The sequence below is a fragment of the Pseudomonas gessardii genome (genome assembly GCF_001983165.1).
In the GTDB taxonomy this organism is placed as follows: Bacteria; Pseudomonadota; Gammaproteobacteria; order Pseudomonadales; family Pseudomonadaceae; genus Aquipseudomonas; species Aquipseudomonas gessardii.
This window is the reverse complement of record NZ_MNPU01000009.1, coordinates 77,870-101,381: the sequence shown is the minus strand read 5'-3', so window position 1 is coordinate 101,381 and position 23,512 is coordinate 77,870. Positions and strand designations below refer to the sequence as shown.

22 protein-coding genes are annotated in these 23,512 nt (G+C 62.4%); 9 read left to right on the top strand and 13 right to left on the bottom strand.

What is annotated here, in order from left to right; translation table 11 throughout:
- Positions 1-33 precede the first annotated feature (33 nt).
- The gene (gene creD / locus BLL38_RS09245; protein ID WP_076962282.1) at positions 34-1,392 is read left to right on the top strand and encodes a cell envelope integrity protein CreD; all 1,359 of its coding nucleotides are present in this window, start codon (positions 34-36) and stop codon (positions 1,390-1,392) included.
- Between the two features lie 141 nt (positions 1,393-1,533).
- Here creD and BLL38_RS09240 read toward each other — a convergent pair whose 3' ends face one another.
- The 8 genes from BLL38_RS09240 to BLL38_RS09205 all read right to left on the bottom strand — a co-directional run bounded on the left by BLL38_RS09240 (position 1,534) and on the right by BLL38_RS09205 (position 10,526).
- A complete protein-coding gene (locus tag BLL38_RS09240; protein WP_076962281.1) occupies positions 1,534-2,163 on the bottom strand; it encodes a glutathione S-transferase family protein in 630 nt (209 codons plus the stop codon).
- A gap of 164 nt (positions 2,164-2,327) precedes the next feature.
- Positions 2,328-2,507, bottom strand: a complete 180-nt coding sequence (locus BLL38_RS09235) for a hypothetical protein (RefSeq protein ID WP_076962280.1) — start codon at positions 2,505-2,507, stop codon at positions 2,328-2,330.
- The gene (locus tag BLL38_RS09230) at positions 2,504-3,607 is read right to left on the bottom strand and encodes a PepSY-associated TM helix domain-containing protein (RefSeq protein WP_076962279.1); all 1,104 of its coding nucleotides are present in this window, start codon (positions 3,605-3,607) and stop codon (positions 2,504-2,506) included. The genes BLL38_RS09235 and BLL38_RS09230 overlap by 4 nt, the downstream gene beginning before the upstream one ends.
- Positions 3,608-3,670: 63 nt before the next feature.
- The gene (locus tag BLL38_RS09225; protein WP_076962278.1) at positions 3,671-6,109 is read right to left on the bottom strand and encodes a TonB-dependent siderophore receptor; all 2,439 of its coding nucleotides are present in this window, start codon (positions 6,107-6,109) and stop codon (positions 3,671-3,673) included.
- Positions 6,110-6,306: 197 nt separating this feature from the next.
- Complete coding sequence (locus BLL38_RS09220) at positions 6,307-7,287, bottom strand: FecR domain-containing protein (RefSeq protein WP_076962277.1); 981 nt, start codon at positions 7,285-7,287, stop codon at positions 6,307-6,309.
- Complete coding sequence (locus BLL38_RS09215) at positions 7,284-7,802, bottom strand: RNA polymerase sigma factor (RefSeq protein WP_076962276.1); 519 nt, start codon at positions 7,800-7,802, stop codon at positions 7,284-7,286. The genes BLL38_RS09220 and BLL38_RS09215 overlap by 4 nt, the downstream gene beginning before the upstream one ends.
- A 97-nt stretch (positions 7,803-7,899) precedes the next feature.
- Positions 7,900-8,607 carry a 3'-5' exonuclease gene (locus tag BLL38_RS09210; RefSeq protein ID WP_076962275.1) on the bottom strand — a complete coding sequence of 236 codons (708 nt, stop codon included), beginning with the start codon at positions 8,605-8,607 and terminating at the stop codon, positions 7,900-7,902.
- Positions 8,604-10,526 carry a putative nucleotidyltransferase substrate binding domain-containing protein gene (locus tag BLL38_RS09205; RefSeq protein WP_076962274.1) on the bottom strand — a complete coding sequence of 641 codons (1,923 nt, stop codon included), beginning with the start codon at positions 10,524-10,526 and terminating at the stop codon, positions 8,604-8,606. The genes BLL38_RS09210 and BLL38_RS09205 overlap by 4 nt, the downstream gene beginning before the upstream one ends.
- Positions 10,527-10,774: 248 nt before the next feature.
- Here BLL38_RS09205 and BLL38_RS09200 point away from each other — a divergent pair, with 248 nt between their 5' ends.
- Entirely contained in the window at positions 10,775-11,221 is a 447-nt protein-coding gene (locus BLL38_RS09200) for a response regulator (protein WP_076962273.1), read from the top strand.
- A gap of 131 nt (positions 11,222-11,352) precedes the next feature.
- Positions 11,353-11,751 (top strand): hypothetical protein, encoded by a 399-nt coding sequence (locus BLL38_RS09195; protein ID WP_076962272.1) that lies wholly within the window; start codon positions 11,353-11,355, stop codon positions 11,749-11,751.
- A 68-nt stretch (positions 11,752-11,819) separates the two neighbouring features.
- Here BLL38_RS09195 and BLL38_RS09190 read toward each other — a convergent pair whose 3' ends face one another.
- The gene (locus tag BLL38_RS09190; RefSeq protein WP_076962271.1) at positions 11,820-13,997 is read right to left on the bottom strand and encodes a malate synthase G; all 2,178 of its coding nucleotides are present in this window, start codon (positions 13,995-13,997) and stop codon (positions 11,820-11,822) included.
- Positions 13,998-14,442: 445 nt separating this feature from the next.
- Between BLL38_RS09190 and BLL38_RS09185 the strand changes: the two genes are divergently transcribed.
- On the top strand, positions 14,443-14,961 hold the full coding sequence (locus BLL38_RS09185) for a glycine cleavage system transcriptional repressor (protein WP_076962270.1): 519 nt from the start codon (positions 14,443-14,445) through the stop codon (positions 14,959-14,961).
- Between the two features lie 110 nt (positions 14,962-15,071).
- On the opposite strand, the gene rarD is transcribed toward BLL38_RS09185, so the two are convergent.
- The 4 genes from rarD to BLL38_RS09165 all read right to left on the bottom strand — a co-directional run bounded on the left by rarD (position 15,072) and on the right by BLL38_RS09165 (position 18,739).
- Entirely contained in the window at positions 15,072-15,956 is an 885-nt protein-coding gene (gene rarD / locus BLL38_RS09180; protein WP_076962269.1) for an EamA family transporter RarD, read from the bottom strand.
- A 122-nt stretch (positions 15,957-16,078) separates the two neighbouring features.
- Positions 16,079-17,053: a serine/threonine protein kinase gene (locus tag BLL38_RS09175; RefSeq protein ID WP_076962268.1), complete on the bottom strand. Its 975-nt coding sequence runs from the start codon at positions 17,051-17,053 to the stop codon at positions 16,079-16,081.
- Between the two features lie 119 nt (positions 17,054-17,172).
- Positions 17,173-17,937 (bottom strand): TOBE domain-containing protein, encoded by a 765-nt coding sequence (locus tag BLL38_RS09170; protein WP_076962328.1) that lies wholly within the window; start codon positions 17,935-17,937, stop codon positions 17,173-17,175.
- A 64-nt stretch (positions 17,938-18,001) separates the two neighbouring features.
- A complete protein-coding gene (locus tag BLL38_RS09165; protein ID WP_076962267.1) occupies positions 18,002-18,739 on the bottom strand; it encodes a ComFC family protein in 738 nt (245 codons plus the stop codon).
- Positions 18,740-18,830: 91 nt separating this feature from the next.
- Between BLL38_RS09165 and bioB the strand changes: the two genes are divergently transcribed.
- The 5 genes from bioB to bioD all read left to right on the top strand — a co-directional run bounded on the left by bioB (position 18,831) and on the right by bioD (position 23,427).
- Entirely contained in the window at positions 18,831-19,886 is a 1,056-nt protein-coding gene (gene bioB / locus BLL38_RS09160) for a biotin synthase BioB (RefSeq protein WP_076962266.1), read from the top strand.
- A gap of 156 nt (positions 19,887-20,042) precedes the next feature.
- Positions 20,043-21,221, top strand: coding sequence for an 8-amino-7-oxononanoate synthase (gene bioF, locus BLL38_RS09155; protein ID WP_076962265.1), 1,179 nt, complete (start codon positions 20,043-20,045; stop codon positions 21,219-21,221).
- On the top strand, positions 21,214-21,945 hold the full coding sequence (locus BLL38_RS09150; protein ID WP_076962264.1) for an alpha/beta fold hydrolase: 732 nt from the start codon (positions 21,214-21,216) through the stop codon (positions 21,943-21,945). Before bioF ends, BLL38_RS09150 begins: the two co-directional genes overlap by 8 nt.
- The gene (bioC, locus tag BLL38_RS09145) at positions 21,938-22,750 is read left to right on the top strand and encodes a malonyl-ACP O-methyltransferase BioC (RefSeq protein WP_076962263.1); all 813 of its coding nucleotides are present in this window, start codon (positions 21,938-21,940) and stop codon (positions 22,748-22,750) included. The genes BLL38_RS09150 and bioC overlap by 8 nt, the downstream gene beginning before the upstream one ends.
- Positions 22,747-23,427 carry a dethiobiotin synthase gene (bioD, locus tag BLL38_RS09140; RefSeq protein WP_076962262.1) on the top strand — a complete coding sequence of 227 codons (681 nt, stop codon included), beginning with the start codon at positions 22,747-22,749 and terminating at the stop codon, positions 23,425-23,427. Before bioC ends, bioD begins: the two co-directional genes overlap by 4 nt.
- The last annotated feature ends 85 nt before the right edge of the window (positions 23,428-23,512 follow it).

Sequence of the window (23,512 nt, the reverse complement as noted above, 5' to 3'; positions counted from 1 at the left end):
CCAGACTCTCCCCATCAAAACAGGGAGAGACCCATGAACCGCAGCCTGCTATTCAAACTGGGCGCCATCGCGCTGCTGATCCTGCTATTGCTGATTCCGTTGCTGATGATCAACGGCATCATCACCGAGCGCCAGGAACTGCGCGACGGCGTGTTGATGGACATTGCCCGCAGCTCCAGCTACAGCCAGCAAGTCAGCGGGCCGTTGATGGTGGTGCCGTATCGCAAGACCGTGCGTGAGTGGAAGCTCAACGAAAAACTCAACAAGCGCTATGAAGTACTCAGCGAAGAACAGGGCCGCCTGTACTTCCTGCCGGAGCAGTTCGAGCTTGACGGCCAGGTGCAAACCGAACTGCGGGCCCGGGGGATCTACCAGGCGCGGCTGTTCCATGCCGACAACCGCATCAGTGGCCGCTTTGTGCTACCGGCGCAGATGGGCATCAAGGAAGATTTTGCCGATTACACGTTTGAGCAGGCGTTCCTGGCGGTGGGGGTCAGCGACATCCGCGGGATTGAAAACGCCCTGAAACTGGAGCTGGGCAGCCAACGCCTGGAGTTTGCCCCGGGCACCCAGGTGAGTTTTCTCGGCGCCGGCGTGCACGTGATGTTGCCGGCCCAGGACAGCAAGAACCCCACACCGCTGGATTTTGCCTTCGACCTGCGCCTGCAAGGCACCGAACAACTGCAAGTACTGCCGGTGGGCAAGACCACCAAGGTCAAGCTGGCCTCCAACTGGCCCCATCCCAGCTTTGTCGGCAACTTCCTGCCGGCGCAGCGCGAGATCAACGACCAGGGCTTTAGCGCCAACTGGCAGACCTCGTTCTTCTCCACCAACCTTGAGGAGTCGTTGTCCGGCTGTGTGGTCGGCAGTCGCTGCGAGGACTTCAACGAGCGCAGCTTTGGCGTGAACTTCATCGACCCGGTGGACCAGTACCTCAAGAGCGACCGCGCGATCAAATATGCGCTGTTGTTCATTGCCCTGACATTCGCCGGTTTCTTCCTGTTTGAAGTGCTCAAGAGCCTGGCGGTGCACCCGATCCAGTACGCATTGGTGGGGGTGGCCCTGGCGTTTTTCTACCTGCTGCTGTTGTCGTTGTCCGAGCATATCGGCTTTGCCCTGGCGTACCTGGTCTCGGCCAGTGCCTGTGTGTTGTTGATCGGTTTTTATGTGTGCCATGTGCTGCGCAGCGTGGCCCACGGCCTGGGGTTTTCGGCGGGGTTGGCGGCGTTGTACGGCTTGCTGTACGGGCTGTTGAGTGCCGAGGACTACGCGCTGTTGATGGGCTCGCTGTTGCTGTTCGGGCTGTTGGGCACGGTGATGGTGCTGACGCGCAAACTGGACTGGTATGGCGTGGGCAAACGCAAGGCTGACGGGCTGGAGGTGATGCAATGATCGGGCTGCGGGAGGATCAGCGGGAGAGGGGAGAGTTGCTGGCAATGATTCGGACATTGCTCCCCATCCCCTGTCGGCACGAGCTGGCTCGTGAAAAAGGGAAGACCTTCGTGAGCCCGCTCGCTCCAGGGCGGGCGACGGTCAGGCCGGTGGCTGAGTCGCCAGCATCGAAGGCCGCTGGCTGACCTCGGCGTACCAGGCGGCCAGCTTGGGGTTGCTTGAACGCCACCGCAGGTCCGGGTGGCGCAAGTCCAGGTAACCCAAGGCACAGGCGACACTGATCGCGGCGATGTCGAAATGGCTGGCCAACTCGGCGATGGTGTCCTGTTCCAACTCGGCCAGGGTGCGGCGGATCTTGTTGCGCTGCTCTTGCAGCCAGCTGTCCCAGTGTTTATCCGCCGGGCGCAGGGCGGTTTCGTAACGCACCAACACGGCGGCGTCCATGATCCCATCGGCCATCGAGGCCAGGGTCAGGCGCCGCCAGCGGGCCGAGCCGTCACGGGGGATCAACGGGGTGCCGACATGCTGGTGGTCGAAGTAATCGAGGATCACCCGGCTGTCGTGCAACAGATTGCCATCGGCCAGGCGCAGGGCCGGGATCTTGCCTACCGGGTTGCCCTCGTTCAGCGCGGTGACCGGGCTGACCGGCGTGACCAGCACGGTTTCCAGGGCCACCCGGTCCTGCTGGCCGGTTTCGTGGAGCAGCACCAGGACTTTGCGGACAAACGGCGAAGCGGGGTTGTGGAACAAGGTCATGCTGGGCGCGAACATGGGCAATCCTCGGAAAGGGTCGGCCATAGACTAGACAGTTGTAGTGGGGCTGGCGAGGGGGATCTTGGTTGTTTTTGCGGGCCAGATCGCAGGCAAGCCAGCTCCCACATTTTGATGGGTGAACACCGTCAAATGTGGGAGCTGGCTTGCCTGCGATGGCGTCCTCACGGCCGCCGCAGCAACCCCCCGACACCGATGACCGCCGGGACACCCAGCCCAATCCAGCTCAGGGAATCCCAACCCCCATCCCCCAGCAACGCCGCAAACAACCCGGCGGCGCTAAGCAGCCCGATCCCCAGCGGCACCCCGAACACCTTCCAGAAATTCGACTGCCGCGGCCTCATGGCCTGGCCGCCTTGCGCCGCACCCGCCACAGGTACACACCGCTGCCCAGCACAATGATGGTCAGCACATCCATCACCGCCCAGAGGATCTTCATCGGCATGCCGCCGTAGTCGCCAAAGTGCAGGGGCTGGGACATGCCCATGGCGTCCATGTACCACGGCCGCTCGGCGACGGCGGTGACGCGCAGGTCGCTGGCATCGATCAGCACCGGGGTCAGCAGGTGCGAGGTCAGGTGCGTGCTGCCTTTCATAAACACCGCGTAGTGGTGTTCGCTGGAAAAGCGCGTACCCGGGAAGGCAATAAAGTCCGGGGTCATGCCCGGCGCGGCCTGCTCGGCGATTTTCAGCAGGTCGGTGGCCGGCGCGCGCAGGGTCAGCGGCGCGGCGTTCTTGTACGGCTCGATCATGGCGGTGAGGCTGTCATTGCGCCACGCAGCGATGATCAGGTCGGCACAGGCGCTGATCACCCCGGTAACGCCCACCACCAGGGCCCAGGTCAGGGTGACGACGCCGATCAGGTTATGCAGGTCCAGCCAGCGCAGGCGCGTGGACTTGTCCTGGCGCACCGTGGCGAACTTCAGGCGCCGCATAAACGGCAGGTACAACACCGTGCCGGAAACAATCGCCAGCACAAACAGCACGCCCATCAAGGCCAGCAGCAACTTGCCCGGCAGGCCGGCGAACATATCCACATGCAGGCGCAGCAGGAACATCGTCAAGCCGCCATTGGCCGACGGCATCTCCACGCTTTCGCCGGTGCGCGCATCAAGCATGAAGGTGTGGGACGAATTGGGCTCGGTGCCGGCGGTGGCCGCCATGATCGCAATCACACCGTTCTTGTCGTCTTCGTCCCAGGCCAGGTATTGCATGGCTTCGCCAGGGCGATGGGCCTGGGCCTTGGCCACCAGTTGCTCAAGGTTGAGCTGCGGGGTATCGGCTGGCATCTGCTTGAGCTCGGGTTCGTTGCCCAGCAGGTGATCGATCTCATGGTGAAAGATCAACGGCAGGCCGGTCAGCGCCAGCATCAGCAGGAACACGGTGCAGATCAGGCTGGTCCAGGTGTGGATGAAGGACCAGCGGCGGATGGTTGTGCTTTTCATCACGGCTCCAAGAGGCAAAAGGGCCGCAATTGGGCGGCCCTTTATCTGCGGTTTTTAACCGTCTTAGAATTTGTAGTTCACGCTGGCGACGACGTTACGCTGGTCGCCGTAGTAGCAGTAGAAACCGTCACAGGTAGCCAGGTAGTCCTTGTTGAAGATGTTCTTGGCATCGACAGCCACCGTGACACCTTTGAGGGTGTTGCTGACGCGGCCAAGGTCGTAGTGGGCCGAGGCGTCGTATACCGTGTAGGAGCCCACATGGCCCCAGTCGGTGTTGGCGGCATTGCCGTAGGTGTCACCTACATAACGCACGCCTGCGCCAACGCCGAAGCCGTCCAGCGGCCCGCTGCGCCAGGTGTAGTCGGCCCAGGCGGTGGCTTGGTTGCGAGGTACCTGATTCATGCGGTTGCCTTTTTCTTCGGCAGCCCCTTTGGTGATCTCACTGTCGTTATAGGTATACGAACCCACGAGCTTGAGGCTTTCAGTGACGTCAGCGCTGGCCTCCAGTTCCAGGCCTCGCACCTGTACTTCACCCACTTGCCGAGTGACGCCACCCTCGGTAACCGAGGTATTGGTCTGGGTCAGGTCGAACACGGCGGCGGTCAACAAGGCCTTGGTGCCAGGAGGCTGGTACTTGATACCGGCTTCGTATTGCTTGCCCTCGGTGGGCTTGAACGCGCCCGTGCTGAGCACTTGGGTGCCGGAACCGGCCTGGAATGATTCGGCGTAGGACAGGTAGGGCGTGATGCCATTGTCGAACACATAACTGAGCGCTGCGTTACCGCTGAATTGCTTGTCGCGCTGGGTGTTGGTGGCACCGTTCTGGTTGTGGAAGGTTGTACCGGTATGTACCCAGTCTTCACGCCCGCCGAGCGTCAGGCGCCAGTTGTCGAGGGCCATTTGGTCTTGGAAGTAGAGGCCGGTTTGCTGAGTCTTCTGGGTATAGTCATACATGCTGAAGTACTGGACTTTGGAGAAGTCCTGGCCGTACACCGGGCGATTGAAGTTGATGGTAGGAACCCCAGCAGAGCCCCACAGCCAGCGGGCATCGGCATCGGAACGTTGGTGGTCCAGGCCCAGCAACAGGGTGTGGCTCACGGCGCCGGTCTGGAAGTCCGCCTGGAAGTTGTTGTCTACGGCAAATTGACCGATGTTTTCGTCGACCTTGCCGGCAGAACGGCTTACGTTGCCATCGGCGTCAACAGCCAATTCAGGACCGTTTGGCCAAAAGCTGCCGCCCGCAGTGATGCCCTGGAATGACAAGTCATTTTTGGTGTAGCGTAGGTTCTGGCGAAACTGCCAGGTGTCATTCAGTCGTGTTTCAAAGGCATAGCCGAGCGCGTAGTAAGTTCGGTCGTAGAACTCCCAGTCAGGATCACCGAGGTTCTTGTGATGGGAAATTTTACCGGCTGGCGAATTCAGCTTAGTGCCTTGCAGCGGCAGGAACTGCCCAGTGATCCCGGTATCGTCGCGGGTGAACTGCGAAAGCAGGGTTAACTTGGTGTCGTCGTTGATGTTCCAGGTCAGACTGGGCGCGATGTTATAGCGCTTGTCCGGGATATGATCGACCGGAGTGCCACTGTCTCGTACCACGCCGCTGACACGATAGAGAAACTGCCCTTCATCATCGATCTTGCCGGTGCTGTCGAAGTTGATTTGCTTGTGGTTGTTGCTGCCGGTTTGTACTGCAATCTCATGGCTGCTTTCAGCCTGTGGACGGCGGCTGACCATATCCAGCAGGCCGCCGGGAGGGGTCTGGCCGTAGACGGATGAAGCGGGGCCGCGTAGTACGGCGATACGCTCCAGATTCCAGGTATCGACTTTTGGTGTGGCGTAGTTACCTTTTGGCAGCGGTAAGCCATCAAGGAATTGGGTCGGTACAAAACCACGCACCAGCAACCAGTCGCTGCGCGAGTCGGAACCGTAGCCGCTGCTCTGCACGCCAGCGGTGTAGCGCAGCGCGTCATTAAGATTGAGAACGGAGCGGTCTTCCATTTGCTTACGGGTGATTACCGTCACTGAGCGTGGCAACTCGGCAATCGGCGTATCAGTCTTGCTCCCCGCCGCCGTACGCGTAGCCACATAACCCTCCACCGGCCCCCACGCACTTTCATAATTGCCCTGCCCGGTGATGTTGGTCTCTGGCAGCGCTAGCACGCCCTCTGGGAGTGCCACCAGGCTGTAGGTGCCGGCGCTGCTCTGTTCCAACTGCAAACCCGTGCCGCGCAAGGCCTCGCGCAATGCGCTCGGGGCATCGAACTGGCCCTGGACCGGGGCCGAGGTCTTGCCGGCTGCCAGCGCTGGGCTGAGGGTCAGTGCGAGGCCGGCCTGGCTGGCGATCTGGTTCAGGGTGCTGGTCAACGGTGCGGCCGGCAGGTTGTAGGCGCGTACGCTAGATGCCTGTTCGGCGGCGAACAACGAGGTGCTGGCCAGCGGGGCGCTGAGGGCAATGGCCACGGCTAACAGGCTGGGGCGCAACAAGGTGTCTAGCGTGCGGGACATAGGGTGGCTCCTGAATGGAAATATTTCTCAATTGCCTGTGTGCCGAACGAGAATCAAAAAGTGATAGGGGAGGTGGAAATATTTTTTGCCTGGGGGGAATGGGGGGGCTTTGAGGGCCTCATCGCGGGCAAGCCCGCTCCCACATTTTGATGGGTGAGCACTGTCAAAGGTGGGAGCTGGCTTGCCTGCGATGGGCCCTAAGGGTTGCCCGCAACCTTTGGCAGCACCGTCACCCACCACGGCGTACGCTGGCGGATCTGTACTGGCAAGGTTGGCAGCAGCGCATTCAAGGCCAGGTTGGTGTCCTGCAGCGGAAAACTGCCGGTGATGCGCAGGTCGGCCACTTGCGGGTCCACGCCCAGGTAGCCGGTGCGGTAGCGCCCGAGTTCCCCGATCACATCCCCCAGGCGCGCGTTATCGACCACCAACATGCCACGGGTCCAGGCATCGGTGCCGGGGGTAACGGCCAGCAGCGGGCCAAGGCCGTCACGGCGCATCAGTACCTGCTGGCCTTCCTTGAACACCTGCTCCTGCTGCAAGGCCCCGGGCTGCGCCGCCACGGCCGACTGCAACACGCTGAGCCGCGTGCCGTCTGCCTCGCGCTTGACGATAAAGCGCGTACCCAGGGCGCGCAGGCTGCCTTCGCGGGTCTCGACGACAAAGGGGCGGGCATCGTTGTGGCCGGTTTCGACGAGAATCTCGCCTTCCTGCAACACGATCACCCGGCGCTTTTCATCGAAGCGCACATCAATGGCGCTGTGGGTGTTGAGGTTGACCAGGGTGCCATCGGCCAGTTTCAGCGTGCGCTGTTCACCGGTGGCGGTGCGTTGGTCGGCCAGCCAATAGTGGATCGGCACGTAGCGCTGGCCGGCGAACAGCGCCAGGCCGCAGACCAGCACCACACTGGCCAGGCCGCTGCCGAGCTTGCGCACCCGGCGCCGAATGCCTTCGCGCGATTGCAGCAACGCCGCCCGGGCCGGGCCGTTGGCCACGCTGAAGCGCTGGTCGAGCATGCCCAGCTGGCGCCAGGCGCGGGCGTGTTCTTCGCTGCTGGCCAGCCATTGATTGAAGGCTTCATGCTCGACGGCGCCGCCGTCCCCGGAGTCCAGGGACAGTTGCCAGGCAATCGCCGCATCCAGCACCCGCGCGCTGACCGGCCTGGAACTGACCTGGCTCACAGCGGCTGGCCATACAGGGCGATATAGCACTGGCGAATGCCCTGGGCCAGGTACTGCCGCACACGGGGCACGGAAACCCCCAGGCGCTGGGCGATTTCGGCATGGCCCAGGCCGTCGAGGCGGTTATAGAGGAAGGCGGCGCGGGCCTTGCTGGAGAGTTTGCCGAGCAGGCGGTCGATGGCCTTGAGGTCTTCGAGGATCAGGTGCTGCGCTTCTGGGGATGGGTGTTCGCTTTCCGGGAGCAGCATCAGTTCGCTGAGGTACGCCTGTTCCAGCGCGGCGCGGCGGAAATAGTCGAACAACAGGCCCTTGGCGATGGCCACCAGGAATGCCCGGGGTTCGCGGGGTTCGCGCAGTTCTGCACGGCCCAGCAGGCGCATGAAGGTGTCCTGGCTCAGGTCCTCGGCCCGGCTGGGGCAGGCCACGTTGCGCCGCAGCCACGCCAGCAGCCAGCCGCGATGGTCACGGTACAACGTGCCAACGAGCTCACGGTGGGGACTTTGGGCTGACGACAAGGCATCACCAATCGAGATGTTTAAACTAACGAGAATTATTCGCGATTGTGGCAGAGGCAGCGCATGGGTGCAATTGGCGTTGGTCGGCTGATGCTGCCTATAGGGAGGGGGCCTGCTTGCGACGTTTCCACTGGCCCAGGCGCTGCTGCAACGCGCCAGGGCTGTCCAGCCCTTGCTGGCGGGCGCGGCTGAACAGAATCAACATCAGTTCGGCAGTGGCCAGGGCATCGGCGCTGGCATGATGGCGCTCACCCACCTGCAGGTTGAAATGGGCGAGCCAGTCATCCAGGCCCGCTTCGCGGATATGCGCTTGCGGGCACAGCAGCGGCGCCAGGTCCGCCACGTCGAGGAATGGATGAGCCAGGCGATAACCCAGGCTGTCCTTGAGCGCGCGCCCAAGCATGTGTTGGTCGAACGGGGCATGGAACGCCAGCAGCGGGCTGTCGCCGACAAAGGCCATGAAGTCCAGCAACGCCTCGACCGGATCGCACCCGGCGGCGATTGCACTGGGGCCGAGGCCGTGGATCAGTACGCTGGGGCTGAGTTTGGTTTCCGCCCGCTGCAGGGTTCGTTCAAACTGCTGGGAAAAGTCGATGGCGCCGTCTTCGATCACCACCGCGCCAATCGACAGTACCTGGTCGCGATTAAGGTTCAGGCCGCTGGTTTCCAGGTCCAGCACCACCCAGCGCTGCTCGCGCAGACTGTGCTCACCGAGCGCCTTGGGGGCGGCCAGCTGTTGCAGGCGCGCCTGTTGCCGGGCATCCAGGCCTGGCCGGGCAGGGCGCAGCCAATTGAACAGGCTCACAGCTGATACCTCAGGGCCAGGCTGCTTTGCAGGCGTTGGGCCTGGCGCAGGGATTCGCGCAGGATGCGCCGGTCCAGGTGGTTGAGGCTGTCGGGATCGACCCGATTGGAGTACGGCAGGTTCTCGCGGGTCTGCAACTGGTGCTGTTGCATGCGGGTTTGCTGGATAAAGTGGTAGGCCTCTTCATAGGCCGCGCCGTCCAGGCGTTCGATCACGGCCTTATCCACCAGTTGGCGCAAGCGCTCCAGGGTGTTGTTGGCGGCGATACCATTGGCCAGGGCCAGCAGGCGGGCGCCATCGACGAAGGGCGTCAGGCCCTGCACCTTAAGGTCGAGGGTGGCCTTGTCCGCGCCTTTGCGCGTCAGCACAAAATCGCGGAAACGCCCCACCGGCGGGCGCTGGCGCAAGGCGTTCTCGGCCAGCATCCGTTGGAACAGACGGTTGTCCGCCACCTGCTCAAGAATGCCCTGGCGCAGTTGCTCGCAGCCTTGTTCATCGCCCCACACCACCCGCAGGTCGAAGTAGATGCTGGATTTGAGCAGGTTCTCTGGCGTCGCCTCGCGGATCATCGCGGCAAAACGCCGGGCCCATTCGGCACGGGACAGGCACAGCTCGGGGTTGCCGGCCATGATATTGCCTTTGCACAGGGTAAAGCCGCACAGCGCCAGGCTCTGGTTGATCTGCTGCGCCAGGGGCAGCAGCAGGCCGCGAATCTCGGCGGCATGGGCGGCGTCGCGGGCCTCGAACAGGATGCCGTTGTCCTGGTCGGTATGCAGGGTTTGCTCGCGGCGGCCTTCGCTGCCGAAACACAGCCAGCTGAAGGGCACACCGGGGTCGCCTTTGTCGGCGATGCTCAGTTCGATGACCCGGCACACCGTGTGATCGTTGAGCAACGTGATGATATGGGTGATCTGGGTCGAGGACGCGCCATGGGCCAGCATGCGTTCGACCAACTGGCCGATCTCACCCCGGATCGCCACCAGGTTGTCCACCCGGGGCGCATTACGGATGGTGCGCGCCAGGTGCACCAGGTCGACCCGTTGCAGGGAAAACAGATCGCGCTCGGACACCACGCCACACAGGCGCTGATCCTTGACCAGGCACACATGGGCGATATGCCGTTCGGTCATGGCAATCGCCGCGTCGAAGGCACTGTGATCCGGGCTGAGGAAGAACGGTGCCTGGGTCATATGCTGTGCGATGGCCTGGGTGAAGTCACTAGTGCCGTCGGCCACTACATGGCGCAGGTCACGCAGGGTGAAAATCCCCAGGGGCGCCTTGTGCTCATCGACCACCACAATGCTGCCGACCTGCTGCTCATGCATCTGCGTGACCGCCTCACGCAGCGGCGTCAGCGGGCCGCATGTCACCGGATGGCGCATGGCCAATTCGCCGAGGCGGGTGTTCAGCGAATACTGGGTGCCGAGATTTTCCACGGCTTTCTGCTGGACTTGCTGGTTGACCTGGTCCAACAGGCTGCTGACCCCGCGCAAGGCAAAGTCACGGAACGGGCCGGACAGGGCAAACAGCTTGATAAACGCCGGCTTGTTCAATTGCAGGCAGAAGGTGTCTTCGGCGGCCTTGTGTTCGGTGCGGGTCGCCCGCTCCCCCAGCAGCGCGGCCAGGGGGAAGCATTCGCCGGTGGTGATCTCGAAGGTGGTTTGCGCCGAGTCCGGCCGTTCACCGATCACGCGCCCCTGCTTGACGATATAGAAGTGCTCCACCGGGCCTGCCGATGGCTTGAGAATGCTCTCGCCGGGGCCGTAGAAGCGCAATTGGCACTGCTCCACCAGAAACGCCAGGTGGGCGTTTTCCATCTGGTTGAAGGGCGGGAAGTGTTGCAGGAACTGCAGGGTGCCGTGAATGTTCTGCAACACCGCAGTTTTCCCTGCCTGGGTGAAAGCGTCAGCTTTACTCATAACCATGACCGCAGTTTTTTTGTCGTTATCGTCCCTCATGGTCGGTCCCTACGCGGCGGGTGCCCATTGGACGTAAGTCTAGGTAGCTATCCGGCCTTCAAAAACTAGGGAAAAACCTTACATGAAAATCGTCCCGAACCCGTAGAACGCCCACTAGGAAAACTTTCCGACGAAGTGCACATTGTTCGCCCTTCCGGCGATGTCTGACTTCTGTGCCGGGAGAGTGATAAAAATGACCTGAGAAACGTATGTCCGACGACGATATTTTGAGTGAGGCCGAGCGCGAGGCGCTGAGCGCCGTGATGCTGGAGCCTGATTTGCCGCCGCAACGGGTATTGATCGTGGACGACGATAAAGACTCCTGTGAACTGCTGGCGCAAATTCTCGGGATGGATGGTATTCGTTGCATGACGGCGGCCAGTGGCCAGGCCGCGTGGGATTTGTTGAGCGCCAACACGTCCATCGGTTTATTGATCACCGATCTGCGCATGGCACCCAGCAATGGCCTGGAATTGATTCGCCAGGTGCGCAACTCTCCCCGGGCGGCATTGCCGATCATCATCATGTCGGGGGACGCCGACGCACCGGATGTGATCGACGCCATGCATTTGAGCGTGGTGGACTTTTTGCTCAAGCCGATTGATAGCGTGAAGTTGGCGAAGATGGTCAAGCGTGAGTTGGGGATGGCGCAGTAGGCGGGGGTTGACCGTTGGTCGGCACTGTCAGATTTCACAGTATCGGCGGTTTTGGGGGGGCCTGTTTAATCGTTGGGAGGGTGCTGGTTTGGGATCAGTGCCTCTACTAACTAAACGAACAGGAGTTCACCATGAGTGATATTTGTAGTGGTAATGGCCCAACAGTAGTCGAAGCAAAAATAAACGCGGATATAGATGATAACCGGGACCCTTTTCATCCGGATGAGTTTCGTGGCCAAAAATTTATGGTCAGGTTCGACGACACAGGTGGTGCTACTTATCTGGAAATTGACTATCGCACACCCTTGGGGCAAGGGACCCATACGCTAACGCACACGCAATATGGCATAAAGTATAAAAGTACTTTTGGAGGCGATTTTGAGCACCCGGTTGGAGGCACCATCACAGTGATCGTCCTCGGTAATACACAGAAGGGCACATTGACCGGCGTAAGAGTTTCTGGAAGGCCTGATACTGCGCCTAATATGGAACTCACACTTACGGGGACTTACACCATGGTGGTCAACTAAGCGTTGATACCCGCGATATAAAAAAGCCCCGGCCATATGACCAGGGCTTTTTTCATTTCAATGACCAGTTACAAACCATTCCTGGCCTTGAACTCCCGCCTCCGCCGATGCAACACCGGCTCGGTATAACCATTGGGCTGTTTGGTCCCTTCAATCACCAACTCCACCGCGGCCTGGAACGCGATATTGCTGTCGAAATCCGGAGCCAGCGGGCGGTACAGCGCATCACCGGCATTTTGCCGATCCACCACCGGCGCCATGCGCTTGAGGCTTTCCAGCACCTGGGCTTCGTTGACGACGCCATGGCGCAGCCAGTTGGCAATGTGCTGGCTGGAGATACGCAGGGTAGCGCGGTCTTCCATCAGGCCCACATCGTGGATGTCCGGCACTTTCGAGCAACCCACGCCCTGGTCGATCCAGCGCACCACATAACCGAGGATGCCCTGGGCGTTGTTGTCCAGTTCGTTGCGGATTTCTTCCTCGGACCAGTCGGTGTTCTGCGCCAGCGGGATGGTCAGGATATCGTCCACCGAAGCCCGTGCGCGCGTGGCCAGTTCGGCCTGGCGGGCAAACACGTCGACCTTGTGGTAATGCAACGCGTGCAAGGCCGCGGCGGTCGGCGACGGCACCCACGCGGTGTTGGCGCCGGCCAGCGGGTGTGCGATTTTCTGTTCGAGCATGGCCGCCATCAGGTCGGGCATGGCCCACATGCCTTTACCGATCTGCGCGCGGCCTTGCAGGCCGGTGCTCAGGCCGATATCGACGTTCCAGTTCTCGTAGGCGCCAATCCATTTTTCGGCCTTCATCGCGGCTTTGCGCACCATCGCGCCGGCTTCCATGGAGGTGTGGATTTCGTCGCCGGTACGGTCGAGGAAGCCGGTGTTGATAAACACCACGCGCTCGCTGGCCGCCTTGATGCAGGCCTTGAGGTTGACCGTGGTGCGGCGCTCCTCGTCCATGATCCCGACCTTGAGGGTGTTGTGCGGCAGGTTCAGCACGTGTTCAATGCGGCCGAACAGCTCGTTGGTGAACGCCGCTTCTTCCGGGCCGTGCATTTTCGGCTTGACGATATACACCGAGCCGGTACGACTGTTCTTGCGGCTGTTGTTGCCATTGAGGCTGTGGACCGCGGCCAGGCTGGTGATCAGGCCATCGAGGATGCCTTCAGGCACTTCATTGCCCTGGGCGTCGAGGATCGCGTCGATGGTCATCAGGTGGCCAACGTTGCGCACGAACAACAGCGAGCGACCGTGCAAGGTCACGGCATTGCCATCGACACCGGTGTAGGTGCGGTCGGCGTTCATGGTGCGGGTGAAGGTCTTGCCGCCCTTGGCCACTTCTTCGGCCAGGTCGCCCTTCATCAGGCCGAGCCAGTTGCGGTAGATCACCACTTTGTCATCGGCATCGACGGCGGCCACCGAGTCTTCGCAGTCCATGATGGTGGTCAGCGCGGCTTCCATCAGGATGTCTTTGACGCCGGCGGCGTCGGTCTGGCCGACCGGGGTGCTGGCATCGACCTGGATTTCAAAATGCAGGCCGTTGTGCTTCAACAAGATGGCGATGGGCTGGGCGGCATCGCCCTGGTAGCCGATCAACTGGGCGTCGCTGCGCAGGCCGCTGTTGCTGCCGCCCTTGAGGCTGACCACCAGCTTGCCTTCGACGATCTTGTAGGCGGTGGAATCGGCATGGCTACCGGCGGCGAGCGGGGCGGCTTCGTCGAGGAAGGCACGGGCGAAGGCGATAACCTTGTCACCGCGCACCTTGTTGTAGCCCTGGCCTTTCTCGGCGCCGTTGGCTTCGCTGATGGCGTCGGTGCCATATAGCGCGTCGTACAGCGAGCCCCAGCGCGCGTTGGAGGCGTTGAGGGCGAACCGCGCATTCATCACCGGCACGACCAACTGGGGGCCGGCCATGCGGGCGATTTCGTCATCGACGTTTTGGGTGGTCGCTTGGAAATCCGCCGCTTCTGGCAGCAGGTAGCCAATATCTTGCAGGAAGGCTTTGTAGGCCACCGCGTCGTGGGCCTGGCCGGCGTGGGTCTGGTGCCAGGTATCGATCCGCGCTTGGAAATCGTCGCGTTTGGCGAGTAGGGCTTTGTTCTTCGGTGCCAGGTCGTGGATGACCTTGTCGGCACCGGCCCAGAACTGGTCGGCGGTCAGGCCGGTACCGGGAATGGCTTCGTTGTTCACGAAGTCGAACAGGACTTTGGCGACCTGCAGGCCACCGACTTGAACGTGTTCAGTCATTGCTTGCCTCACTCTGCGGAGCTAATTCGCTTTTCAGCTTTTCAATTTACCAATGAAGCCTCTGGCCATTTAAACCACAAACCCGGCACCAGTACATGCCATCACGGCGGCTGGGTGGTTCCAATCAACGGCGCAAGGCAGGCTGACGGGGTGTTCGGGGTTACGACGGCGCCTGGGCAGACATCGACCTAACGTTATGTAGTGCGCGCCGAGGCATACTACATGATGAGTTGCGGTTGTGAAAATTAGACTAAATACGTCGTTTAGCGACCCACTTTGGCTGTACGGTCACAGCGGGGTACAGGATGTTCTCAAAAAACCAATGGATTGTTCCAGATAAATATAAAAATGGTACACGATTTGTTTTTCTTCACCGGCCTGCGGTCAAGGTGGGAGCCGGCGTATCTGCCTATACTGGCTAGTCCACAACAAGAGGGCTGTCGCCATGGAGCATCTCGTACTCACTGTTATCGCCGCCGACAAACCCGGCGTGGTTGAACGTGTCGCCCACTGCATTGCCGAGCGCGGTGGTAACTGGCTGGAAAGTCGTATGGCCCATATGGCCGGGCAATTTGCCGGGATCCTGCGGGTCAGTGTACCGATGGAGAACCGCAGTGAGCTGGTCAGCGCCCTGGAGGACCTGTCCACCCATGGCATCCGGGTGCTGGTGGGCGAGAGCAGCGGCACGCAGGCGTCGGCCAGCAAGCCGATCCTGATGACCCTGGTGGGCAATGACCGACCCGGCATCGTGCGTGAGATCACCGCGCTATTGAGCAAGCAAGGGGTCAACCTGGAGCGCCTGAGCACCGACGTGCGTCCGGCGCCCATGAGCAGTGACCCGTTGTTTCACGCCGAAGCCGCGCTGGCGGTGCCTTCCAGCCTGGCATTGGATGAGTTGCAGGCGGCCCTGGAAACCCTGGCCGATGATTTGATGGTGGAACTGCAACTGCGCAGCGAGGAATAACCCTCCACAGGGTTGTTCATGGAAATCTTGCATGGGCCTGTGGATAAACTGTAGAGAGCCGGCGCCAGGCCACGGCAGCCGTGGCCTGCAAAGCTTTGTACATTATTTGATCAGCGTTTGCGCAGGCTGAGCCACGCATCGATGCTGTACACCGCCAGCCCTGCCCAGATAAACACAAAGGCCACCAGGCTGGCGGGGCTCATGTGCTCATCGAACAGCAGCACCGCCTGCAGCAGCACCAGGGTCGGCGCCAAGTACTGTAGGAAGCCGAGGGTGGTGTAGGGCAAATGCCGCGCTGCAGCGTTGAAACACACCAGCGGAATCAATGTCACCGGGCCTGCGGCCACCAGCCACCAGGCCTCGGACGTGCTCCAGAACGCCATATTGGCGCTATGGGCGGCGGGGTTGAGCAGCAGCCATGCCAGGGCAATTGGCACCAGCATCCAGGTTTCCACCACCAGCCCGGGCAGCGCCTTGACCGGCGCCTGCTTGCGGATCAAGCCATAGAAGCCAAAGGTCAGCGCCAGCACCAGCGACACCCACGGCAAACTGCCGACCTGCCACACCTGTTGCATCACCCCCACGGCGGCCAGCCCGACCGCCACCCATTGCAGGCGCCGCAGGCGTTCGCCGAGGATCAGCATGCCCAGCAGCACGTTGACCAGCGGGTTGATGTAGTAACCCAGGCTGGCTTCGAGCATGCGCCCGCTGTTGACCGACCATACATAGGTCAGCCAGTTGCCGGCGATCAGCGAGCCGCTCAACGCCAGGATCGCCAGGCGCTTGGGGTTGTCCCGCAGTTCGCGCCACCAGCCGGGATGTTTCCACACCAGCAGCAGCAAACCGCCGAACAGCGCCGACCACAACACGCGGTGGACGATGATTTCGGCGGCCGGCACGCTGGCGATGGCTTTGAAGTAGAGGGGGAACAGGCCCCAGATGATGTAGGCACTGAGGCCCAGGATATACCCGCGACGCGGGTTGGCGGCTTGCATGCAGAATCCTTGCTTAGGCAGCTAACAATGCTGCGATTGTAAGGATGTTTATCAGCAAATGTGTGCTGAAAACGTAATCACCGCAAAACGTGTATGAGCCGGCTTGCCGGCTCATACAAGGGTCAGAAGAGTTTCAGGGGCTCTTCGTTAAGCGCCGACAATTGCTCGCGCAGGGCCAGTACCTGATCGCCCCAATACCGCTCGCTGCCAAACCACGGGAAGCTGTGGGGGAACGCCGGGTCATCCCAGCGCCGCGCCAGCCACGCGCTGTAGTGCATCAGGCGCAGGGCGCGCAGGGGTTCGATCAGGGCCAGTTCGCGGGGATCGAAGTCGTGGAACTCCTGGTAGCCGTCCATCAACTCTGACAGCTGCCCCAGGCATTCCTGGCGATCGCCGGCGAGCATCATCCACAAATCCTGTACCGCCGGGCCCATGCGGCAGTCGTCGAGGTCGACGATATGGAACATCTCGTCGCGGCACATCATGTTGCCGGGGTGGCAGTCGCCATGCATGCGGATGTTCTTGTGCGGCGTGGCGCTGTACACATCCTCCACGCGCTTGAGCAGGTCGCGGGCCACGGATTCGTAGGCGGGCAACAGGCTCTTGGGGATGAAATTGCCGTCGAGCAGGGTGTTCAGGGAGTCATGGCCGAAGTTCTTCACGCCCAGAGCTTCGCGGTGCTCGAAAGGGCGGGTGGCGCCCACCGCATGCAAGCGCCCGAGCAATTGCCCAAGGCGGTACAACTGATCGAGGTTGCCCGGCTCCGGCGCCCGGCCACCACGGCGGGGGAACAGGGTAAAACGAAAGCCCGCGTGCTCGAACAGGCTTGCGCCGTTATGGATCATCGGGGCCACGACCGGCACGTCGCACTCGGCCAGTTCAAAGGTGAAGCGGTGTTCTTCGAGGATCGCCTCGTTGGTCCAGCGCTGGGGCCGGTAGAACTTGGCGATCAGCGGCTCGCTGTCTTCGATGCCGACTTGATAGACACGGTTTTCGTAGCTGTTGAGCGCCAATACGCGAGCATCGCTGAGGAAACCGATGCTTTCGACTGCGTCGAGAACCAGGTCGGGGGTCAATGTTTCAAACGGGTGGGCCATGCGAACTCCTGCGCGCAGCAGGTCGCCGCGTCCGGCCGGGTATGGTAGCGCACCGGGCCCTGGATAGGTGGTGTGTGTGGTGGGAGCGGGCTTGCCCGCGATGAGTCCCTAAAGATCACCTACACCGGCGTGCCCAACAGCACATTGCTCGGCGCAAACTGCACCTGGACCTGCTTCCCCTCACCGGCCCCCTGCGCCTTGAGTTGCTCGGGCGCCACCAGCGCGCACAGCACCAGGCCACTGGGCAAGGCGATGCGCACCTCGCTGGGGCCATCATCGGCCTCAAGAACCGCCTCGACCTGGCCGCCCATGCAGTTGAACCCAGGCGTCGGCGCCTGGTCGGCAGCAATCAGCTCCAGCCACCCGGCCTTGATCAATGCCACCACCTGCGTGCCGATTTCCAGCTCCAGGCGCAGGGTGCTGTCATGGGTGATCTGCGCATCGAGGGTCAAGCCGCCGGCCAGTTCCAGGCGCACCCGATCATTGCGGCCGTGGCGGTTGATGGCGATCACCTGGCCATGCAATTGGTTGCGCGCGCTGGTGCGCAGCATCAGGCGGCCCAGCAGGTTGAAGTCGCTGGCATCTTCGGCTGCCGCCAGCACCTGGGCTTGCAGGGTTTGCAGGCGTTGATACAGGCGCAGCACCCGTTCGCCCTCTGCCGATAACCGCGCACCGCCGCCGCCCTTGCCGCCCACACTGCGTTCGACCAGGGGCTTTTGCGCCAGGTTGTTCAACTCATCGATGGCGTCCCAGGCCGCCTTGTAACTCAAGCCGGCGCTTTTCGCGGCACGGGTGATGGAGCCCTGCTCGGCGATATGTTGCAGCAAGGCGATGCGCTGCGGGCGACGGACGATATGTTGGCTCAACAGGGACGGTAACGGCATGGCGAACGGCTGCACACTGGCTGGGGTGCACAGGACGTTGCGGGCAGGCGGCGCCAGAGTCAAGTCATGTGCCAGGCTTGGGCGTGCGCGCCAGGCAATACACGTCGACCTGACGCGCACCGGCATGCAGCAGTAAGCGGGCCAGGCTGTGGGCGGTGGCGCCGGTGGTCAGCACATCGTCTACCAGCGCCAGGTGCTGGCCCTGCACCTGTGCGCCAGGGGCCAGGGCAAAGGCCTTGAGCAGGTTGCGCTGGCGTTGTTTGGCGTCCAGTTGTTGCTGGGCGATGGTGGCATGGGGGCGCAACAGCAGGTGTTCATCCAGGGGCAGGTCGAGGTCCCGGCTCAGCCAGCGGGCGAGCATAGCGGCCTGGTTATAGCCGCGTTGGCGCAGGCGTTTGGCGGCCATCGGCACCGCAAGCAAGCGGTCGGGCCGCGTCAGTTCGGCGTTGTCGAAGCGGTCTTGCAGGCATTGCCCCAACAGGCTCGCCAGCAGGTGGCCCAGGGGCCATTTGCCCTGGTGCTTGAAGCGGCTGATCAGGCTGTCCAGCGGAAAACTGTAGCGCCAGGGCGCAACCACCTGTTTGAACGCGGGTGGCGACCGCACGCATTGGCCGCAGATCAGGCCGCTCGCCGGCAAGGGCAGGGCACACACCTGGCAGCCGTGCGTCAGCCACGGCAGGTCGATTTCGCAGGCGTTACACACGGTCGAAGATGAATCCGTGGCTTCATCGCAGATCAAGCAGGTTTGATTGCTTTTTAACCAGATGTAAACTTCGTGTTTGTAGTCAGGTTGACAGTGCATGAATCTTCCTTAAATATGCCGAACATCCGTGTCGTGCCTGTGGGTATTCCCTCCCCACAGCGCTTGCCCAAGCATAAACAAGGAATCGCCCATGAGCGCCAGCCTCACTGCCACCTTGCGTCATGACTGGTCTTTGGCCGAAGTCAAAGCCCTGTTCGTCCAGCCGTTCAATGACCTGCTGTTCCAGGCGCAGACCGTGCACCGCGCGCATTTCGATGCCAACCGCGTGCAGGTGTCCACCTTGTTGTCGATCAAGACCGGCGCCTGCCCGGAAGATTGCAAATATTGTCCGCAGTCGGGCCACTACAACACCGGCCTGGAAAAAGAAAAGTTGATGGAGGTGCAGAAAGTCCTCGAAGAGGCGGCGCGCGCCAAGGCCATCGGCTCGACCCGCTTCTGCATGGGCGCCGCCTGGAAGCACCCGTCGGCCAAAGACATGCCCTACGTGTTGCAGATGGTCAAGGGCGTGAAGGCCATGGGCCTGGAAACCTGCATGACCCTCGGCCGTCTCGACCAGGACCAGACCGAGGCCCTGGCCCAGGCCGGCCTGGACTACTACAACCACAACCTGGATACCTCGCCGGAGTTCTACGGCTCGATCATCACCACCCGCACCTACAGCGAACGCCTGCAGACCCTGGCGTATGTGCGTGACTCGGGGATGAAGATCTGCTCGGGCGGCATCCTCGGCATGGGCGAGTCCCTGGACGACCGCGCCAACCTGCTGATCCAACTGGCCAACCTGGCGGAGCATCCCGAATCGGTGCCGATCAACATGCTGGTCAAGGTGGCCGGTACGCCCCTGGAGAATGCCGAGGATATCGACCCGTTCGACTTTATCCGCATGCTCGCCGTGGCCCGTATCCTGATGCCGCAATCCCATGTGCGCCTGTCTGCCGGCCGCGAGGCGATGAACGAGCAGATGCAGGCCCTGGCGTTCTTTGCCGGTGCCAACTCGATCTTCTACGGCGACAAATTGCTGACCACCGCCAACCCGCAGGCGGACAAGGACATGCAACTGTTTTCGCGCCTGGGCATCCTGCCCGAAGCCCGCGAAGAACATGCCGATGAAGTGCACCAGGCGGCGATTGAGCAGGCGTTGGTCGAGCAGAAAAGTAGCGAGCAGTTCTACAACGCGGCCGTCTGACCCCCATCCCCCTATTGGAATGCAATCCAAATGTGGGAGCTGGCTTGCCTGCGATAGCGACCTATCAGTCACCTCATGTATTGGCTGACCCACCGCTATCGCAGGCAAGCCAGCTCCCACAGTGGGTCGAGTTCAACCTGATCTACCGAGGCCAGCATGTCTTTCGATCTCGCCGCGCGCCTCGCTGCCCGCCGTACAGAGCATCTCTATCGCCAGCGCCCACTGCTGCAAAGCCCTCAGGGCCCGCAAGTGGTGGTGGACGGCCAGCCGCTATTGGCCTTTTGCAATAACGACTACCTGGGCCTGGCCAATCACCCACAAGTGATCGAAGCCTGGCAGGCCGGCGCGGCCCGCTGGGGCGTGGGCGGTGGCGCCTCACACTTGGTGGTCGGCCACAGCACGCCACACCATGCGTTGGAGGAGGCCCTGGCCGAATTCACCGGCCGCCCACGTGCCTTGCTGTTCACCACCGGCTATATGGCCAACCTTGGAGCCGTCACCGCCTTGGTGGGGCAGGGCGATACGGTGCTCGAAGACCGGCTCAACCACGCGTCCCTGCTGGATGCGGGCTTACTCTCTGGCGCACGCTTCAATCGTTATCTGCACAACGATGCGGTCAGCCTGGCCAAGCGCCTGGAAAAAGCCTGCGGCAATACCCTGGTGGTCACCGACGGCGTGTTCAGCATGGACGGCAACCTGGCGGACCTGCCGGCGCTGGCCCGCGAGACCCGGGCCAAGGGCGCCTGGCTGATGGTGGATGACGCCCATGGCTTCGGGCCGCTGGGCGCCACGGGCGGCGGGATTGTCGAGCATTTCGGCCTGAGCCAGGAGGATGTGCCGGTATTGGTCGGCACCCTGGGCAAGGCCTTTGGCACCGCCGGGGCGTTTGTGGCTGGCAGCGAGGAACTGGTCGAAAGCCTGATTCAGTTCGCCCGCCCATACATTTACACCACCAGCCAACCGCCGGCGCAGGCCTGCGCCACCCTGAAAAGCCTGGAGCTGCTGCGCAGCGAGCACTGGCGGCGCGAGCATCTGCACGCGCTGATCCGCCAGTTCCGTCAGGGCGCGGAGCAGATCGGCCTGGCGCTGATGGACAGCTTCACGCCGATCCAGCCGATCATGATTGGCGACAGTGGCCGGGCGATGCGCCTGTCCCAGATGCTGCGCGAGCGCGGGATCATGGTCACGGCCATCCGCCCGCCCACGGTGCCGGCTGGCAGCGCGCGCTTGCGCGTGACCTTGACCGCTGCCCACAGCGAGGCGCAGGTACGGCTATTGTTAGAGGCATTGGACGAGTGTTTCCGCTTGTCTGGCCGGGAGTCCGACCATGCGTGATCGACTGATATTGCTCCCCGGCTGGGGCCTGGGGGTCTCGCCGCTGGAACCCTTGGCCGCCGCCTTGCGCGGCCTGGACGAGCGCCTGCGGGTGGATATCGAGCCGTTGCCGGCGCTGGTGGGCAGCGACCTCGACGAATGGCTCGACGAACTCGACGCCACCTTGCCCGATAACGCCTGGCTGGGCGGCTGGTCGTTGGGCGGGATGCTTGCGTCCGAGTTGGCGGCACGGCGCGGCGAGCGCTGCTGCGGCCTGCTGACCTTGGCCAGCAACCCCTGTTTTGTAGCGCATGAGGGCTGGCCCAGCGCGATGCCAGCGCAGGCGTTCGATGGGTTCCTGGCCGGCTGCCATGCCGACTCGCAAGTCACCCTCAAACGCTTCGGCCTGCTGTGCGCCAAGGGTACGCACGACCCACGGGGCATTGCGCGGCTGCTGGTCAGCAGCGCGCCGGCGGCCCCTTCCAGGGTGCTGATGAGCGGCCTTGAGCTGCTCGCGCAACTGGATACTCGCGAGGCCTTGCAGGCCTTTCGTGGCCCGCAGTTGCACCTGTTTGCCGGCCTGGATGAGTTGGTGCCCTGTGAGGCGGCTATTGAGTTGTTGAAGTTGCTGCCAGATGTCGAAGTCGGTCTGATTGAACAGGCCGGCCACGCTTTCCTACTGGACAACCCCCACGGAGTGGCGGGGGCGATCCAGGCTTTTTTGCATGAGTGCGGTGATGACTGATTTGTCCCATCCTCCCCTGCCGGGCGCCTTGCCCGACAAGCGCCAGGTCGCGGCGTCGTTTTCCAGGGCGGCGGCCAGTTATGACAGTGTGGCCGCGTTGCAGCGTGACGTGGGCGGCGCGCTGATCCAGCGCCTGCCGCCGGCGCTGATACCCGGGCGCTGGCTCGACCTGGGTTGCGGCACCGGGTTTTTCAGCCGCGCATTGAACAGCGTGTTTCCCCAGGGCCAAGGCCTGGCGCTGGATATCGCCGAAGGCATGCTCAACCACGCACGGCCCCTGGGCGGTGCCGAGCACTTTATCGCCGGGGATGCCGAGCGCTTGCCGCTACGCGATGCAAGCTGCGAGTTGATCTTCTCCAGCCTGGCAGTGCAGTGGTGTGCCGATTTTGCCGCGGTGCTCAGTGAAGCCCGGCGCGTGCTGCAGCCTGGCGGGGTGCTGGCGTTTGCCAGCCTGTGCGTCGGCACGCTGGATGAGCTGCGCGAAAGCTGGCGGGCGGCGGACGGGATGGTGCACGTCAATCGCTTTCGCCTGTTCAGCACGTATCAACAGCTGTGCGCGGCCAGTGGTTTGCGCGTGGTGAGCCTGGAGCAGCGCCCCCATGTGTTGCATTACCCGGATGTACGCAGCCTGACCCACGAATTGAAAGCCTTGGGGGCGCACAATCTGAACCCGGGGCGCCCTGGAGGCTTGACGGGCCGGGCACGGATTGTTGCACTGGTGCAGGCCTATGAGCAGTTCCGCCAGGCCCAGGGCCTGCCGGCAACCTATCAAGTCGTGTACGCCGTATTGGAGAAACCACTATGAGCGCTGCCTATTTCATTACCGGCACCGACACCGATGTCGGCAAGACCACCGTCGCCGCTGGCCTGCTGCATGCCGCACGGCAAGCGGGCAAGAGCACGGCTGCCGGCAAGCCGGTGGCCTCGGGCTGCGAAGTGACCCCCCGCGGCTTGCGTAACGCCGATGCCCTGGCCTTGCTGGCCGAGTGCTCGTTGCCGCTGGCCTATGCGGAAGTCAATCCACTGGCCTTCGAGCCAGCCATTGCGCCGCACCTGGCGGCCCGCGAAGCCGGTGTGGCGTTGACCGTGCAGGCCCTGCTCAAGCCGATGCAGCACATCCTTGGGCAACACGCGGACTTCACGTTGATCGAAGGTGCAGGCGGCTGGCGCGTGCCACTGGCCGGCCAGGACAACCTGTCGGACTTGGCCAAGGCCTTGCAATTGCCGGTGATTCTGGTGGTGGGCGTGCGCCTGGGCTGTATCAATCATGCGTTGTTGAGCGCCGAAGCCATCGCCCGGGACGGGTTGCCGCTGGCCGGGTGGGTGGCCAATATCATCGACCCGAAGACCTCCCGTCTGGAAGAGAACCTCGCCACCTTGGCCGAACGCCTGCCGGCGCCGTGCCTGGGCCGAGTGCCAAGGCTCAAGCAGGCCACGGCCGAAGCGGTGGCCGAGTACCTGCAACTGGACTTGCTTGATTAGTTTTGGCTAACGCTAAGGCATAATGCCATTAGTGTTATTGACGGGCCTTTTGCAAGATTGTCTGCTTCAATAAGGGTTCACGATT

Coding starts and splice junctions, on each gene's coding strand:
- bioD (WP_076962262.1), top strand. CDS start 22,747: ATGAGCGCTGCCTATTTCATTACCGGCACCGACACCGATGTCGGCAAG.
- bioC (WP_076962263.1), top strand. CDS start 21,938: ATGACTGATTTGTCCCATCCTCCCCTGCCGGGCGCCTTGCCCGACAAG.
- BLL38_RS09150 (WP_076962264.1), top strand. CDS start 21,214: ATGCGTGATCGACTGATATTGCTCCCCGGCTGGGGCCTGGGGGTCTCG.
- BLL38_RS09235 (WP_076962280.1), bottom strand. CDS start 2,507: ATGAGGCCGCGGCAGTCGAATTTCTGGAAGGTGTTCGGGGTGCCGCTG.
- rarD (WP_076962269.1), bottom strand. CDS start 15,956: ATGCAAGCCGCCAACCCGCGTCGCGGGTATATCCTGGGCCTCAGTGCC.
- BLL38_RS09200 (WP_076962273.1), top strand. CDS start 10,775: ATGTCCGACGACGATATTTTGAGTGAGGCCGAGCGCGAGGCGCTGAGC.
- BLL38_RS09185 (WP_076962270.1), top strand. CDS start 14,443: ATGGAGCATCTCGTACTCACTGTTATCGCCGCCGACAAACCCGGCGTG.
- BLL38_RS09205 (WP_076962274.1), bottom strand. CDS start 10,526: ATGAGTAAAGCTGACGCTTTCACCCAGGCAGGGAAAACTGCGGTGTTG.
- BLL38_RS09230 (WP_076962279.1), bottom strand. CDS start 3,607: ATGAAAAGCACAACCATCCGCCGCTGGTCCTTCATCCACACCTGGACC.
- bioB (WP_076962266.1), top strand. CDS start 18,831: ATGAGCGCCAGCCTCACTGCCACCTTGCGTCATGACTGGTCTTTGGCC.
- BLL38_RS09195 (WP_076962272.1), top strand. CDS start 11,353: ATGAGTGATATTTGTAGTGGTAATGGCCCAACAGTAGTCGAAGCAAAA.
- BLL38_RS09225 (WP_076962278.1), bottom strand. CDS start 6,109: ATGTCCCGCACGCTAGACACCTTGTTGCGCCCCAGCCTGTTAGCCGTG.
- creD (WP_076962282.1), top strand. CDS start 34: ATGAACCGCAGCCTGCTATTCAAACTGGGCGCCATCGCGCTGCTGATC.
- bioF (WP_076962265.1), top strand. CDS start 20,043: ATGTCTTTCGATCTCGCCGCGCGCCTCGCTGCCCGCCGTACAGAGCAT.
- BLL38_RS09190 (WP_076962271.1), bottom strand. CDS start 13,997: ATGACTGAACACGTTCAAGTCGGTGGCCTGCAGGTCGCCAAAGTCCTG.
- BLL38_RS09170 (WP_076962328.1), bottom strand. CDS start 17,937: ATGCCGTTACCGTCCCTGTTGAGCCAACATATCGTCCGTCGCCCGCAG.
- BLL38_RS09175 (WP_076962268.1), bottom strand. CDS start 17,053: ATGGCCCACCCGTTTGAAACATTGACCCCCGACCTGGTTCTCGACGCA.
- BLL38_RS09240 (WP_076962281.1), bottom strand. CDS start 2,163: ATGTTCGCGCCCAGCATGACCTTGTTCCACAACCCCGCTTCGCCGTTT.
- BLL38_RS09165 (WP_076962267.1), bottom strand. CDS start 18,739: ATGCACTGTCAACCTGACTACAAACACGAAGTTTACATCTGGTTAAAA.